Here is a 15,970-nt window from a genome sequence, read left to right as displayed (position 1 = left end):
CAGCTACAATCTCTCTGCCCGCGTTACCAACTACAGCATGGGAGTCCCCCAAGTTGCAATTGACGACAAACAATAAGCTCAACAGTTGGTAGCGGCCTGGCTGAACCCTTGTGACAATTCAGGTCATGGGGAATCAGCCCCTTCCTAACGCTCTCAGGGGGAACATTCCAAGTCTCTGACGCCACATACAAGGGGTAGTTCACTTATTGCTATCCTACTTATAAACTAAATAAATACCAACATTATCTGTCTCTTGATGATGGGGTAATTCAGCAAAAGCAAATAACATAGTCATGCTTGGGTTATGCTTTGGGGACAGGGTTGGAGTTAGTTGCTTTATTGATGGAAAGTCACAGAGCAATAGAAGCTATGATCAGGCTGTCGGGTTGACTTGGGAGCGTATTCTTTGGATAAATAAGCATTAGCACCTGCTGATATCCGCCAGCTAAAATCATCATCTAAAGTCTGGGTATGTCAAATTTCAGAAAGATGAGCGGTCTAGATTGTCCCTACTAATGCTGTTAAAGAAATTGCCAATCGCTGATCGGTGGGAAAACTATGGAAAATGACGCGGCAACGCTCTACTGTCCAAATGAAAATTGTCAGGCTGCTAACCCCCTGACTCACAAGTTTTGCCAGCGATGTTCCACGCCCCTACCCAAAAATTACCTCTGGGCTGTGGTAGATGGCCTGAGTGTGGGTAGCCCTGGAGAAATATTAGCCGATCGCTATTTAGTCCTAGACAAATTTGTTCTTTTAGATACGAAGCCTGGTTTATTAGCCCTAACGCCTGAGTTAGATAATCTCCAGATCCCCAAAGCTTACTTGAGACTCATTCCTTACCGCTTACACGTACCGCAGTTATATGGAGTGCTTTTTGTAGGTGAGGGAACTGACCATCGAGAAATATTACTCTTAGAAAAACCGCCACTATTAGTAGATGACACAATCCAACAAGTGCATTTGTGCAGCGAGTTAACCACCGCTTGGCGTGATGCAACATCAATGCGCCAACTCAATTGGTTATGGCAAATAGCTCATTTGTGGCAACCTCTGACGAGTGAAGGTGTCGCCTCTAGCTTACTTGACTCATACATATTACGGGTAGAAGGATCATTAGTCCGGTTGTTGGATTTGCGTTTCGATGTCGCAACATCACCAGAATTGCCCCAATTAGGTGAATTTTGGCAGCAGTTGGTCAGTGATGCCAAACCAGCTATAGCTGAATTTGTTGATCAGGTTAGCCTTTCCTTAATTCAGGGAAAGATGAATTCAACTGATCAATTAATCGGAGTTTTAGATCGGGGACTGGCACAATTAGGGCGATCGCAAACACCTACGATCCAAATTATCACCAAAACCGAGACTGGCCCAAGTCGCCAACGTAACGAAGATGCCTGTAACCCCCCCAGTGGTACTCTGGTGAGCAAACCACCCCAGCCAACAGCCTTAGCAATTGTCTGTGATGGCATCGGTGGACACGAGGGCGGCAATGTCGCCTCAAATTTAGCGATTGAAACGATTCAGCAGCAAGTACAGCAACTAACAAAAGTTCCCTACGACCACATAGACCCCTCACTGCTGCTTGATGACCTAGAAAAGGCAGTGGCAATTGCCAATGACAAAATTAGTCAGCGCAATGACGCTGAAAATCGCCAAGGGCGTCAACGCATGGGCACGACTTTAGTCATGGCTTTGCCTGTTGCACACGAAATGTACATTACCCATGTTGGTGATAGCCGTGCCTACTGGATTACACGCCACGGCTGTTATCAAGTTACCCTTGATGATGATGTCGCCTCCCGCGAAGTGCGGCTAGGTTATGCGATTTACCGCGAGGCTGTGCAACAGAGTGCTGCTGGCTCTCTAGTTCAGGCTTTGGGGATGAGTTCTAGCACTTCATTGCATCCCACTTCGGGACGGTTTATGCTCGATGAAGATGCTGTTTTTCTCCTCACATCCGATGGTTTGAGTGATTTTGATCGGGTGGAAGAGTGCTGGGAAACAGAAATTTTACCGATTCTGCTTGGGGAGACAAATATAGTAAATGTTGCCGATAGATTAGTGGAAATCGCTAATACTAAAAATGGACACGATAATGTCACCGTCGCTTTAGTCCACTATCAAGTTCAATACTGGGAACCAGAAATCACCATTAAAGCAGTGATTCCAGAGAGTTATTCACCGAAAACTGTTGATTTGCCCTCCAGAGCCACAGATACGACACTTTTAGGTAGCGCAAACCATAAAACTCAGGTGATTCCCGAAAAGGAGCCGATCAAAACTCGCCAATTGCCGCTACAGTGGATAGTTCCGTTAATATTTGTGATCGCAGCAGGTGCTTTAGGATTCTTTGTGAAGGAACTGCGATCGCCATCAGGGATACTTCCCATTGTTTCCAATCCCACACCAACTGAAAATCCTACCATTGAAGCGATACCCACAGCGCGATCGCTTGCTAACCTTTCTCCTGGTTGGGTAATTAAAACCAACAAGGAAATTCCCTTAGGAAACAACCAATTACTTCCCCGTGGGACTTTTTTAGAAGTTATTCAGAAAAAATCAAATCCCCAACCTGCTTCTGGGGATTTTTCGGTGTCTATGCGAGTCTGTGCCAATAAAAGCACACAAAGTTCAGCTAATACTAATAATCCAGCAGTAATTATCTCGGTTCCCCAAAATCCAAAACCTTTGCCAGCAACAGTATTGCTGAACTTGTCCCAGATGAAGAGTTTTGGTGTTTTACAATCAGACGTACCAAATCCATGCCATCCCTGAATTTGGCGATCGCGCGTCTTTTAAACACTGGCACTGACAACTTCGCCATTTGGGTGGTCAAGGCTCCATATCCCAGTGGCTACGTTTTACGTGACTGTGTATGGCCTGCTGAACTCACCCAAGTCTGGCAAGAATGGCAACAGATGTTTGCTGGTCATAGTCGCCTCGATATTTCCTCAAACTTAATATCTCAAAAAGCATTGCCCATAGATTGGATTTCACTCCCTTCAAGTGAAACCACCAGTCCCTACAGCAGTCGTCTGATGCAATACTTGGGAATGAATTTATGGCGCTGGGTATTCGACGGACAAATTCTCGGTAGTCTAGAACGTAGTCGCGGGATTGCGATGGGTCAGCATACACGTTTGCGCTTTCGACTAGAAATTCGTGACCCAAATCTCATCGCTTTCCCTTGGGAAATTATGCAGTGTGAGCCGGGTCAATCGGCTATGTCTCTCTCCCCAGATTTGCTATTTAGTCGCACCAGCAGTGAAGTTGACGCCTTACCGGATTTGCGAACTGACAAGGCTTTAACTATCCTGCTGGTTTTAGGTCATGATCAAAACCTGCAACTGGAACAAGAAGTTGCAATCTTACAGCAAATTCTTGCAGATACGTCCGTCGGTGGTAATTCCCAAAGATATGCACCTTGTATAGTGAATCAACTCCTACAACCAACTCCCCAGCAGTTGATTGATGAATTAGAAACCAAAGCATATAATGTTTTCTTTTACGCTGGACATGGTTTGCCAGACCCAGACGGGGGCTTACTATTTTTGCGACCAGATATGCCCCTGAATGGGATAGAATTGGCGCAAGTACTCACCCGTACAGGTGTGAAACTAGCGGTTTTTAACGCCTGTTGGGGCGCACAACCGGCTGCTAGGAATCATCAAGCCATACCTACCAGCAGTTTAGCAGAAGTATTGATTCGTCATGGTGTGCCTGCGGTTTTGGGAATGCGCGATGAAATTGCTGACCACGAAAGCCACAGTTTTATTCAAGCCTTTACTAAAGCTTTGCGATCGCACAAACCAATTGATGAAGCCGTAGCCCAAGCTAGGCAAGAGTTGTTAACATTGTATAAATTTAATCAACCTGCTTGGACTTTGCCTGTGCTCTACCTGCATCCAGATTTTAATGGCGAACTCATTAAGAATCTGGATGAAGGTATTACGGAAATACCAGACACAGCCATTCCTGATCTAGGTTCCCCGCTTCTAACTGCTTCTTTGCGATCGCTGACTCCAAAAGGTAAAACCTGGTTGTTGCGTTATGGAGTTACTCGCATCGGTCGCACAAACGACAATGATATTGTCATCCCTGAACCATCTGTATCCAAACGCCACGCCGAAATCTTCTGCCGTAATACTGTTACTGATGCTACATTCATCCGAACTTATTACTTGCAAGATTTTTCCACCTACGGCACAACCTGGTTTTTAGGACTTAATGGCTGGCAACAAATCCTCCGAGAAGAAGTCCCCTTGAAATCGGGGATGCAGTTAAAGTTTGGAAGTGCCAGAGGTGAAACCTGGGAGTTTATTATTGAGGACTCCTAGTAGAGCGATGGCAGAAATAGATTTTGATGTTGAGCATCAGCTTTTGAAATCTGTTTTTGCGGAAATCTCTTCTCAGGAATTGTAGCTATCAATACTACCAAATAATATTGAGGCATAAAAAATGTCTAAAAAAATTAACGGCTCAGAGACTTTCTCTTCTTTGGCATCTCAAATAGAATTAGAGTTTTTAGAAGCGTTACTAGAACCAGAGGATGCTAGCTATCCCTGGAATCCAGGTGATGATCAATCAGAAGCTTATTTTGAGGAACTAGAACAAGAGTTCGGAATGTCAGATTTCCTTGAGGAAGAACTGACGAGGCGATCGCCAGATTTTTACAGCCATCTAGACACACTTTGGTCTAGTATTGCTTCTACACCAGATGACAATCACAACCAACAACAGGCAGTAGTGCTTAATCTTCAAGAAGCATTACGTACTACTTTTTCTGCCTCTGTCCCCCAAGTATTGCTCAACTCTATCGCTAGCAAAGCTGCTGAGATATTTGCTGCTGGCCAATTAATCGGTGAGCAACTGGTTGAGTGCGTTCAGACAGTCCTACCAACTTGGGGAACAGAGGATCTTTTAGTTTTGGCTCGTCCTTTTGCTTACGCGATGCGAAGTAGCGAATCGCAAAAGGCGGCATCTGCGCTCAGTAATCTTCAAAATAGCGAGTGGACAGCTTTATCAGAAGTAGAGAAGGCAAAGCTGAGTTTAGCGATCGCTTCCTATGCTTTGACTCAACTCAACAAGTCTCAGTCGGAACCATAAATCGGGAACAGGTGACAGGTGAGAGGAAAAGTAGAGAAAGCTAACATTTTGATCCGGCGTTATGTTCGCATCAGCTCGCCTTTTGCACTTACTATGTTCAGAGGCATATCTTGCAAAGATATTGGTTTGCCTTACGCAGAGTCACAAAGAAAGAGTCAAAAATCAAGACTTTTGCCACAACTTTAATGATTTTTATTTTTTAGGTATAGTTAACCCAGAATGAACTCACGATACGCTGATATTCAAACTAGGCCATCTATCCCAAGAGATAAATACTGTCTTTTTCTTTTCTACCAGATGCTACACTTCGGCAAGGTGACACAGTGAGCCCTTCTCTACGAGACGCTGCGCGAACGGCAAGCTCAGGGTAAGACCTGTCGAACTGCTCAGTGACCACGCGTAGCTTGCTTAAGAGTAAGGGTACAATTTTGAATTCTTATTTTGGCCCAATAAATCGGGTAGCAAAATTTTGCGATCGCGTCGGTGATAGCGCCCGTGCCTTGAGAATTGCCGCCATCAAAAAGGCGTAAGACAATACCCCAACAACTACCAACAGCAAGGCATTGATTGAGCCTGTAGCATTCCACAAAGCATGGAGCGCAGAGGCACTAAGATAACCAATAGAAAGAATTTGCCAACTTCTCCTGGGTTTGAGGACAGCCAACCCGATAAAATAACCCAGGTAGCCACTATAAGCCATGTGTCCGGCTACAGAGCCTAAAATTCGCGGAATTAGCAGTTGTAAACCCGCCAGTTGACCCGCCGCACCTGTACCCACCTGTTGCGAGATATTTTGAGTAATATCTGGCACATATTGTCCGAGAGTTTCCAAGAGAGTGAAGCCCACAGCCGAAGCTGTTCCCAGGAGAATACCATCTAGAGGTTCCCAAACTCCTATACGTTCCCGCCAAGGTGAAGACAAGATTCTACCGATGGCAAAAGCCCCTAGTACAGGCAATGCCTTGAGTAATTCTTCCATCAAGCCAGCGCCAAAAAACATCCGTACCAGTAACTCTGTGAAGGTAATAGATTCTTGGGATGAGGGCAAGTTTCCAGGTAAGATGCCGCGAAACACGAAGATAAATAAACCCAACACCGGACTGAGCAAAATCAGCATCGTACCCAATGCCGCAGCTATTAGCACCCACCAAGGCTTCTGTTTTCCGCAAAGTTGGTAAACAAAATAGTAGGCAGCGAAGGCGATGTAAGTTGCGACAATAACTTGATTAGCTTGGGGCTGACCGACTGTAGCAAACATTAACACTACAAAGATTACGGTGAGTATTCCCGGTATGAGGTAAGCTTTCCGAGTTAAATCTTTACCAGTGGAAATAATCGGAAAAAGCTGGGTAAAGCTAACAGAATCTGGCTGCTTTAATTGCGTGTGGTTGTGGTAGTTCGTCGCCGAAGGTAATGGTGTAAGTTGGTTAACGGTCGTGGCCGGGGTAACTGAGGTAAACTCGTACTCAAAAACGTATTGTGGCCCATCAGCACCGAGAGAAATGCGATCGCCTGGGTGCAATTCCTGACATTCATACAAGCGTTGTCCATTCAAATAAGTACCATTAGCACTATTCAAATCACACAACACCCAGCTGAATTTGCTATCTGGAGATAGAGAAAGGGGACGAACCACCGCATGACGACGAGATACCATTCGGTAGTTCATGGCATCCAAGACAACTTGGCAGCTGGGATCGCGTCCAATTACCATTTCTTTACTGGGGGGCAGCGAGTAGCGAGATTCTGATCCCAAATCTGCCCCACTACCAGACACTAGCCGCAGAAATGCATTATGTCTTGCGTTTTTGCCTGTCATCGATAAGAAGTGCGTTTCTAAACTAATTCTTCACATAATTTGGCAGCAGGACTAACCTTAGCCACATTAACAGCAGCATTGCTAAATCCACTATAGCTTCACTTCCTGCTAAGAAATTTAAAATTTCCAGATGCAAAATTTCAAATTCTTTTACCTAATGTAAATAAGTATTCGATCTACTGATATTTTGTCCTCAACTTGGCTTGTTACGCAGATGAATCCGATTGTATTGCTAGTGTAATCTTAATATCCTAACTGCTAAATTAAACACATGACAATTTATCAAAAAATAGTAGTTTTTACTGCATTTAGTTTCATTCGCAAAATATATAGTTTTCAGTCGTCAGCTGTCAGTCTTTTTGCCGATGATAATTGACTAATTTTGTCTCAGTAGAAATGGAGTTAAAAATTGCGAAGGAGTGCCGGAGGCACGCTAGGCGATTGTTAATGACTATTGACTAATTAAAGTAAATGAAATTCTACCATTGCTGTAGGAAAATTTTTGTTTTCATGTCCGGCGCGGCTGAGTTTAATCAAGGCAAAACGCTGTAAAGGCGTTAAAGCTGCCCAATGTTGCTGTGTTAGGGTTACACCTATTTCTTGAGCTTTTTCCTGAAGGCTGGCTGGTACAGTGGCAGAGTCAAGCCATGCAGGATGAGGCTCGATGGGCAATTTTGTTGCTGGTATACCTGTGCGTTGTACAATTAACTCCTGGATATACTTGCCGTAAGACTGAATTTCGGTTTCTGTAGTGCAAGGTAATTCGACTAAAGCTTGACGCTCTCCTGTAGTCATTTGATTCCAATCAGACAATTTTAGCTTGATGCCACAGCTATCTAATTTGCAACGCACCTGCATGGGGATGCAACGCAAAGAATCAACAAAGTCTGCTTCAAATTGAAAGAAATCTGTCATTGTTCGGCAAATCTAAAATTGATGGGTGAGAGTGAGGAGTGGGGAGTTTTGTGGCTCTTGTCTTTATCCCCATTACGAATTACGAATTACGTAGCTTGCTTCTCGCCTTCTCTACGAGATGCTACGCGAATGGCGAGTATTACGAATTATTTTAACTTGCATTGGAATTACTGATCCGAATTATTAAATAACTAATTGATAGGGACAGAATCACAAAATTACCTATTGCTGGTTAGAAATTACCACTTTCTAGGTACACTTTGCTGCTTCCCATTGTGAGGACTGGAGTTGATGATTTTTGATTGTAACTTCCACCAAAATTGGTATCGATAGGTAGCAGCAATCATTCCAGCAACAATATGCTCTAAGGGACTTCCAAGAAATAAATTACTACTACTTGTGGGGTGAGCGTCTCGCCCGCCTTTGGTTACTGGGCGGGCGAGACGCCCACCTCACAATAAATAGTTGGATATTTTTTTATTTGGAAGTCCCTAAAGCAAAGGTTTTTTCAAAAAATGCCGGGAGCATAGAAGCACCACCAGCGAAAAAGCTAGTAGAAGCTGCCAGCATCGGTAAGGCAAACTTTGCGCCAAAAGCCCCAAAGTTAGTCAAGCAGGTTTAGATAATGTTCATGTAACAATTTCGATACTCATAACTTAAGGCGAGATTTCTGTTAAAATCGTATAAATTGTTACGGTTTTTTGGTAAAATCGCTGAAAATGCATGAACATTATGCATTTTTTGCATTAAAGTCATCAATAAGCGACGCAAAACTCTTAATGAAGGGTGTTTCAGATAAATTGTGTTAGCTAAAACTTAGATATTATTTCAACAGCTATGAAACGTCGTGATTTTATTAATTGGGTAGGTTTGGGTTGGATTGCGAGTTCTCTACCTATAGCGATCGCAGCCTGTTCTTCTGGGACAACTACACCAGCATCCGGGGATTGGCAAACAGTGGGTACATCGGCAGAATTAGATAAAACAGGTCAATTGCTAGCGAAAAACTCACCTGCTGGGCCTGTGTTGGTAATTGGCACATCTAAAGCCAAAATGACTGCTGTTAACCCTACCTGTACTCACGCAGGTTGCACCGTGGGATGGAAAGCTGAGGCAAAAAAATTCGTCTGTCCTTGTCATGGTTCGGAATTTGGGGTTGATGGGAAAGTCCAAAAAGGCCCAGCGACAAACCCGCTCAAAACTTATGCCGCCAAGATTGAGGGTAATTCAGTTGTAGTCAAGCCAACCTAGACAATTCAAAATTTAAAAAGAGGATCGTGATTGACATCAACCAGCTTTTGGCGCAAGCTCGTTGCTCAAATTTGAACTGTTTTGGGATCGATGCCCTTGTCTACGAGACGCTGCGCGTAGCTTGCTTCCACGAAGTGGTACGGCGCAGGCTCAGGGTAAGACCTGCAATGTTACGTAGGACATTGAGATTTACTGGAAAGCTAAAAGGGCAGTTCGCCTTTTTGTTGATTCTAAAGATGCGATGTAACACTATTAGTAATTAAGTACCTCGGTAGCGTAGAGCGTTGACCACCAAGGCAAAAGCGGGTGAGTGTTGCCTATGGCTTGGGTAATAAAGATGATAGCCGGAAAAAGGCGGACACCAATCGGCAAGCACACGGATTAGGCGGCCCTTAGCAACATAAGGTTTAATCTCCGCTTCCGGCATATAGGCAAGGCCCAATCCGGCCAGTGCTGCATTCAGGCGTAGCGCCAGATTATTAAATACCAACTGCCCTTCGGTACGCACTTTGAGTTCCCGACCTGCTTTCTCAAACTCCCAAACATAGATGCTGCCATGCGTGGGTAGGCGAAGGTTGATGCAGGTATGCGCGATAAGGTCTTGCGGTTTCTTTGGTCGTGGACGCTTTTCAAAATAAGAAGGTGCGCCGACAACGGCCACGCGCATATCCGGGCCGATGCGTACTGCCACCATATCTTTTGCAATATTCTCGCCGGGGCGAACGCCAGCGTCATAGCGCTCGGCCACAATATCGGTAAGGCCGTAATCGACAATAATCTCCACCTTGATGTCGGGGTAATCGGGCAGGAATTTTTCCAGTGCAGGCCAGAGAACTGCATTGGCCGCGTGTTCTCCTGCCGTAATGCGAATGGTGCCAGCGGGTTTTTCTCGCAATTCAGTTAATGAGGTAAGTGCGGCGTCTATCTCATCAAATAGTGGCCCGACGCTGCGAAGCAAATGCTCACCCGCTTCCGTTGCCGAAACGCTGCGTGTAGTGCGGTTCAGCAATTGCAGACCGAGCCGTTCTTCCAGCCCGCGAATGGTATGGCTTAATGCCGATTGTGACACGCCGAATTTTGCGGCGGCTTTAGTAAAGCTCCGTTCCTGAGCAACAGCTAGGAAAGCAAGCAGATCGTTTACGTTGTTTCTCGACATTCATGAATCCTATTCATAAATATATGCCGATTTTACCATCTAATCAAATAGTGTCAAAGGTGTTATGTTCATCACCAATAGGACAAATTCATAATTGAAGTTTAATGGGTTAAAGGTGCACAATCCTAACGAATTTAAGAGAATGGAGAATAAATATATGACACTCGCTGCATTTGGATATGCCAATCACTCCGCCACCGATACGCTGAAACCGTTTCATTTTGAGCGCCGTGAACCACGCGAAAATGACGTGGCAATTGATATTCTTTACGGTGGCATTTGCCATTCCGATATTCACTCTGCGCGCAATGAATGGGGCGGCACGCATTACCCTTGTGTTCCCGGCCATGAAATCGTCGGGCGCGTGTCAGCCGTAGGAAGCAGTGTTACCAATTATAAAGTCGGTGATCTGGTCGGTGTTGGCTGCTTTGTCGATAGCTGTCACCACTGCAAGCCCTGCCAGGATGGGCTGGAGCAATATTGCGAAAACGGATTTACCGCCTCTTATAACAGCGAAGATAAAATTGGTGGAACACCGCATAAATTCACGATGGGCGGTTATTCTGACAAAATCACCGTGGATGAGCATTTCGTACTTCGCATACCGGAAAATCTTGATCCTGCTGCCGCCGCGCCATTGCTCTGCGCGGGTATTACCACCTATTCACCGCTGAAACATTGGAAGGTCGGCCCCGGTCAAAAAGTCGGCATCGTTGGCCTGGGTGGGCTTGGTCATATGGGTGTGAAGCTCGCCCATGCGCTGGGCGCACATGTGGTGATGATTACCACTTCGCCGGAAAAAGGCGCGGATGCAAGAAAGCTGGGCGCGGATGATGTGCTACTTTCCAAGGATGCAGCGGCGATGAAAGCGGCAAAAAGCAGCTTTGATTTTCTGCTGAATACTATTCCGGTTGGTCATGATATTGACCCCTATATGGAGCTGCTTAAGCTCGATGCGACAATGGTAATTGTTGGCGCGGTGGAACCGCTCAAGCATGTCAATGGCGCACCATTTATTTTCAAGCGTCGGCATATGGCCGGCTCGCTCGTGGGCGGAATTGCCGAAACGCAGGAGATGCTGGATTTCTGCGGCAAGCACAACATCACCTGCGATATTGAGAAAATCAATATTCAGGATGTCAATGAAGCCTATGACCGTACCGTGAAAGGCGATGTGAAATACCGCTTTGTGATCGATATGGCATCTTTGAAAAAGGAAAAATATTATGCAAACCATTAAACGTAGCGGCTCACAGCCATCAACTAAAGGCCCAGCCGAATATTTTACCGGCAATGTGCGTGTTGACCCTCTTTTCCAGGCCATGCCGCCAAGCACCGTTTCCGGCGGACTGGTGACCTTCGAGCCGGGTGCGCGCTCTGCCTGGCATACGCATCCTATGGGACAGCATTTAGTCGTTATATCCGGCTGCGGATGGACGCAATGTGAAGGCGGACCAAAAAAGGAAATCCGCGCGGGCGATGTTATTTCCTGCCCATGCGGCAAAAAGCACTGGCACGGTGCTACCGCTACCACCGGCATGAGTCATATCGCCATTCAAGAATCGCTTGACGGTAAAGCTGTTGAATGGCTGGAAAAAGTAACGGATGAAGAATATTTAGCAGAGGCAGAATTATGAAAAAGATTGTTGTTTTGATTGGTGCCGGTTCCATCGGCCAAGCGATTGCGCGGCGCGTGAGCGCGGGCAAGCATATAGTGCTGGCTGACTTGCGCGAGGAAAATGCTGATGCCGCCGCGAAAACCTTAAGTGAGGCCGGTTTTGATATAACCACAGCAAAGGTCGATGTTTCATCGCGTAGCTCAGTGGAAGCTCTGGTTAAAAACGCTACCTTACTGGGTGAAATTACTGACTTAATTCACTCTGCTGGGGTTTCTCCTTCCCAGGCATCAGTGGAAACCATCCTCAAGGTTGATCTTTACGGCACCGCGCTGTTGCTGGAGGAATTCGGCAAGGTTATCGCCGCTGGCGGCTCCGGCGTAGTGATTGCCTCGCAATCCGGCCACCGCCTGCCAGACCTTACACCTGAGCAGAATAAAGCGCTTGCCACAACGCCGGTTGAAGAACTGCTCAAACTGCCAATGCTTCAACCCGATCAAATCAAAGATACGCTGCACGCCTACCAGATTTCCAAGCGCTGCAATTCGCTGCGCGTGATGGCCGAAGCGGTGTGCTGGGGTAAACGCGGAGCGCGTGTAAACACCATCAGCCCAGGCATCATCATTACGCCCCTGGCGAAGGATGAGCTTACCGGGCCGCGCGGCGCGGGCTATCGTAATATGATCGAAAAAAGCCCTGCTGGACGCGCTGGCACGCCGGATGAAGTTGGCAATGTCGCCGCACTGCTTATGGGGCAAGATGGCGCATTCATCACTGGTAGCGATTTTTTGATGGATGGCGGAGTAACGGCATCTTACTGGTTCGGCGAACTCGCTCCAAAATGAAACCCTAAAATGAAGGAAAAACCTATGTCAGAAAAATCAACTACAGCACAAAAAGCATTCGGCGATGTTGCTCCAGCACTCGCGCAAGTCACCGATAATGTTCTATTCGACAATATCTGGAAGCGGCCCGGCCTTAAGCCGCGTGATCGCAGCCTCGTTACGATCACAAGCCTCATCTCGCTCTATCGCACCAATGAGCTACCATACCATCTCAAGCTGGCGATGGAAAACGGTGTAACCCGCGATGAAATTATCGAGGTGATTACGCATCTAGCCTTTTATTCAGGCTGGCCAACAGCGAGTACGGCGCTCGGCATCGCCAGAAAAGTATTTGAAGAAACAAGCAAATAATAAGGATAATACAAATGCAAAAACGCACATTAGGTAAAAGCGGTTTAGAGGTTTCGGCCATAGGTTTTGGCGCGATGGGTTTCAGCCAGAGTTACGGAACTCCCAAAACTCCTGCCGAGTCCATCCCTGTTATCCGTGCGGCGGTGGAGCAAGGCGTTACCTTCTTCGATACCGCAGAAGTATATGGCCCGTTCGTCAATGAAGAAATCGTGGGTGAAGCGCTAAAGCCCTTACGAAGCCAGGTGATAATTGCGACAAAATTTGGATTTAAAATTGGGGCTGACATAGATAAGCGGCTAAATTCACTCGATAGCAGTCCAAAGCATATTAAAGAAGTGGCCGAAGCCTCGCTCAAACGTCTGAAAACAGATGTAATCGATTTGTTTTACCAACATCGTGTCGATCCCAATGTACCGATCGAGGATGTTGCCGGTGCGGTGAAAGACCTTATCCAGGAAGGAAAAGTTAAGCATTTCGGCCTGTCCGAAGCTGGTGTTGATATTATTCGGCGCGCCCATGCAGTTCAGCCGGTAACAGCGCTGCAAAGCGAATATTCATTATGGTGGCGCGAGCCGGAAGAAAAAATACTGCCTGTGCTGGAAGAATTAGGCATCGGCTTTGTGCCTTTTTCGCCGCTTGGTAAAGGATTTTTGACCGGGCGTTTCGATGCGGATATGAAATTTGAATCGACCGACTTCCGCAGCGCTATTCCACGGTTTTCGCCGGACAACATTAAAAAGAACCAGATATTTGTGGAATTGATCGATACCGTGGCTAAAGCAAATGGCGCAACGCGCGCGCAGATCGCACTGGCATGGGTGCTGGCGCAAAAGCCGTGGATTGTTCCTATTCCCGGCACCACCAACCATGATCGTATGGTGGAAAATTCCAGCGCCGCAAGCGTCAAGCTTACCGAATCAGACCTTAAAATCTTGAATGACGGCGTAGCTAAACTGCATGCCGCAGGTGAACGCTATTCTGAATTGCATCAGCGACTCATCAATCGATAGGCGCTGTACTTCCTCCGGGAAACCCCGTAGCGTCTTGAGCGTATCCCCCCAGCCAACATATTGGCTGGAGTTCAGGTTTCTCCTTCATTCTCGCACCTATCCTATAGGAAAATTCTAATAAGGGCAATGTATAGTCTGCTTTTTCGGTTGCCAAGCCCTTATTTTGTTCAGAGTTCTAGTGTAGGTAGGAGGTAGAAGATTGATAATGATTGTAAAGAATAGTTATTAAAAATTGCCTAAAATGAGGCAATTTAGGCAATCTCCAATTGCTTTGTAACGGAAGAAAAGGATTATGGCTGATCCAGAAAGTACTGCCTAAGTTTTTTTTAGGCAGAGTTAAGAAAGCGCGTAACTTTCTGGATGAATGCTACTAAAACCCTGACTAAGACTGTGGAACCCACACAGAAACGGAACCAGCACTGCATCCAAAATCAGCCCAACCCTCATCATTTGTTGTGACGGGTTCACTAATATGTTCAGTGATGTCAATGTAAGTGCTGTTGGGTTGCCCAACTTCCATCCACTTAGTCCCCTCTCCCCCATTACTCAGAACAACCGCCATACCGCCAGGATGTTCTTCATCTCCTAAGCGTGTCCAGCCGATTGTATTAGGGTGATCGAAGTAATCGTATTGCTCGCCATAGGCATAGGTTTGACGAGCGTGCAAAAATTTATCAATTATCCATTGATGACTATCGAGCCAAATCTCATACTCATTCCCATCTGGGGCTTTATCCTTGTAATTAGCACCATAGTAATCCGCATAGAAGATACAGGGATAACCCTCACTTCGCAGTAGGATCAACGCATAAGCCAACGGTTTGAACCAGCTTTCTACTACAGACTCCAACGACTGCAAGGGTTGAGAATCATGATTCTCTACTAAGGTGACGGCTAAAGTAGGTTGTTGTTGCACCAAAGTGTTATCAAATATCTGCCGCATGTCGTAATTATTGCCTTGTTTGCTGGCAGCACTAAAGTTATAGTGCAATGGCGCATCGAACAACATCACATCGCCACCGGTGATGTTAAGGAAATGGTGGAGCGCTTCAACTTCATAAGACCAATATTCACCAACGGCAAACAGATCGCGACCTGCCTTTTGGCGACAGTGAATCAGCCATTCTGGGAAAAAGCCAGCTCTAACGTGTTTAACGGCATCAAAACGAAAGCCATCTATATTAGTGGTTTCTACAAACCACTCACCCCAGCGATTCAACTCCTCACGAACTTCTGGACTCTCCATATCCAGATCGCATCCCATCAGATAGTCAAAAGCGCCTTTTTCCAGGTCAACGTTATCGTCAAAATGTTTATCTTTGAACAGATAAACTGCGTTTTCACCTTCGTTGTAAACGTTGTAATCAACTGCGTCAAAGTGCCACCAATGCCATTCCATATCGGAGTATTTGCCCTGGCGACCTGGAAAGGTAAAGTGAGTCCACACTTTAATCTTTTGCATCTCACCGATTGCATGGTTGCGATCGTCTGGACTATAGGGCGTTGCTTCCACCTCTTCTTCTTGGTCTGCACCTAACTTGTGGTTGAGGACAACATCAGCATACACTCGAATACCAGCATCTTTTGCAGCCTTGACAGCAGCGATATACTCGTCTTTTGTGCCGTACTTTGTCCGAACCGAGCCTTTCTGGTCAAACTCGCCTAGATCGTACATATCATAGACCCCGTAGCCGACATCGTAGCCACCCCCTGTTCCTTTATAAGCTGGGGGTAGCCAAACAGATGTAACACCTGCATCAGCTAAGTCTTTGACTTTCTCTTTAAACTCATTCCAAAGATTGCCATCTGGAGGGATATACCAATGGAAGTACTGCATCATTACACCATTCAATTGAGCCATGTGTATCCCTCTAGTAAAATATCCGATAAATTTTGAT

14 protein-coding genes are annotated in these 15,970 nt (G+C 46.0%); 9 read left to right on the top strand and 5 right to left on the bottom strand.

Going from position 1 to position 15,970, the window contains the following annotated elements:
• Nucleotides 1-558: 558 nt before the first annotated feature.
• From ACYTXL_RS21540 to ACYTXL_RS21530, 3 genes are all read left to right on the top strand, one after another.
• Nucleotides 559-2,778 (top strand): protein phosphatase 2C domain-containing protein, encoded by a 2,220-nt coding sequence (locus tag ACYTXL_RS21540; protein ID WP_461926513.1) that lies wholly within the window; start codon nucleotides 559-561, stop codon nucleotides 2,776-2,778.
• Nucleotides 2,766-4,340 carry a CHAT domain-containing protein gene (locus tag ACYTXL_RS21535; protein ID WP_461926512.1) on the top strand — a complete coding sequence of 525 codons (1,575 nt, stop codon included), beginning with the start codon at nucleotides 2,766-2,768 and terminating at the stop codon, nucleotides 4,338-4,340. Before ACYTXL_RS21540 ends, ACYTXL_RS21535 begins: the two co-directional genes overlap by 13 nt.
• 121 nt (nucleotides 4,341-4,461) lie before the next feature.
• Complete coding sequence (locus ACYTXL_RS21530; RefSeq protein WP_461926511.1) at nucleotides 4,462-5,109, top strand: hypothetical protein; 648 nt, start codon at nucleotides 4,462-4,464, stop codon at nucleotides 5,107-5,109.
• Nucleotides 5,110-5,545: 436 nt separating this feature from the next.
• Here the strand turns inward: ACYTXL_RS21530 and ACYTXL_RS21525 are convergent, their stop codons facing one another.
• The 3 genes from ACYTXL_RS21525 to ACYTXL_RS21515 all read right to left on the bottom strand — a co-directional run bounded on the left by ACYTXL_RS21525 (nucleotide 5,546) and on the right by ACYTXL_RS21515 (nucleotide 8,455).
• On the bottom strand, nucleotides 5,546-6,928 hold the full coding sequence (locus ACYTXL_RS21525) for a PrsW family glutamic-type intramembrane protease (RefSeq protein WP_461926510.1): 1,383 nt from the start codon (nucleotides 6,926-6,928) through the stop codon (nucleotides 5,546-5,548).
• A 462-nt stretch (nucleotides 6,929-7,390) separates the two neighbouring features.
• On the bottom strand, nucleotides 7,391-7,843 hold the full coding sequence (locus tag ACYTXL_RS21520; protein ID WP_461926509.1) for a nitrate reductase associated protein: 453 nt from the start codon (nucleotides 7,841-7,843) through the stop codon (nucleotides 7,391-7,393).
• A gap of 477 nt (nucleotides 7,844-8,320) precedes the next feature.
• Complete coding sequence (locus ACYTXL_RS21515; RefSeq protein ID WP_461926508.1) at nucleotides 8,321-8,455, bottom strand: hypothetical protein; 135 nt, start codon at nucleotides 8,453-8,455, stop codon at nucleotides 8,321-8,323.
• A gap of 225 nt (nucleotides 8,456-8,680) precedes the next feature.
• Between ACYTXL_RS21515 and ACYTXL_RS21510 the strand changes: the two genes are divergently transcribed.
• Nucleotides 8,681-9,094 carry a QcrA and Rieske domain-containing protein gene (locus ACYTXL_RS21510; RefSeq protein WP_461926507.1) on the top strand — a complete coding sequence of 138 codons (414 nt, stop codon included), beginning with the start codon at nucleotides 8,681-8,683 and terminating at the stop codon, nucleotides 9,092-9,094.
• Between the two features lie 259 nt (nucleotides 9,095-9,353).
• Here the strand turns inward: ACYTXL_RS21510 and ACYTXL_RS21505 are convergent, their stop codons facing one another.
• Complete coding sequence (locus ACYTXL_RS21505) at nucleotides 9,354-10,250, bottom strand: LysR family transcriptional regulator (RefSeq protein ID WP_461926506.1); 897 nt, start codon at nucleotides 10,248-10,250, stop codon at nucleotides 9,354-9,356.
• A 157-nt stretch (nucleotides 10,251-10,407) separates the two neighbouring features.
• Here ACYTXL_RS21505 and ACYTXL_RS21500 point away from each other — a divergent pair, with 157 nt between their 5' ends.
• The 5 genes from ACYTXL_RS21500 to ACYTXL_RS21480 are packed head-to-tail and all read left to right on the top strand — an operon-like array spanning nucleotide 10,408 to nucleotide 14,072.
• Nucleotides 10,408-11,490 (top strand): NAD(P)-dependent alcohol dehydrogenase, encoded by a 1,083-nt coding sequence (locus ACYTXL_RS21500; protein WP_461926505.1) that lies wholly within the window; start codon nucleotides 10,408-10,410, stop codon nucleotides 11,488-11,490.
• On the top strand, nucleotides 11,477-11,887 hold the full coding sequence (locus tag ACYTXL_RS21495; protein WP_461926504.1) for a (R)-mandelonitrile lyase: 411 nt from the start codon (nucleotides 11,477-11,479) through the stop codon (nucleotides 11,885-11,887). The genes ACYTXL_RS21500 and ACYTXL_RS21495 overlap by 14 nt, the downstream gene beginning before the upstream one ends.
• Nucleotides 11,884-12,711, top strand: a complete 828-nt coding sequence (locus ACYTXL_RS21490; protein ID WP_461926503.1) for an SDR family oxidoreductase — start codon at nucleotides 11,884-11,886, stop codon at nucleotides 12,709-12,711. Before ACYTXL_RS21495 ends, ACYTXL_RS21490 begins: the two co-directional genes overlap by 4 nt.
• Nucleotides 12,712-12,735: 24 nt before the next feature.
• On the top strand, nucleotides 12,736-13,062 hold the full coding sequence (locus ACYTXL_RS21485) for a carboxymuconolactone decarboxylase family protein (protein WP_461926502.1): 327 nt from the start codon (nucleotides 12,736-12,738) through the stop codon (nucleotides 13,060-13,062).
• A 14-nt stretch (nucleotides 13,063-13,076) separates the two neighbouring features.
• A complete protein-coding gene (locus ACYTXL_RS21480; RefSeq protein ID WP_461926501.1) occupies nucleotides 13,077-14,072 on the top strand; it encodes an aldo/keto reductase in 996 nt (331 codons plus the stop codon).
• A 382-nt stretch (nucleotides 14,073-14,454) separates the two neighbouring features.
• Here ACYTXL_RS21480 and ACYTXL_RS21475 read toward each other — a convergent pair whose 3' ends face one another.
• Entirely contained in the window at nucleotides 14,455-15,933 is a 1,479-nt protein-coding gene (locus tag ACYTXL_RS21475) for an alpha-amylase (protein ID WP_461926500.1), read from the bottom strand.
• Between the last annotated feature and the right edge of the window lie 37 nt (nucleotides 15,934-15,970).

The organism is Nostoc sp., from assembly GCF_054880495.1.
This window is presented reverse-complemented; position numbering and strand designations above follow the sequence as displayed.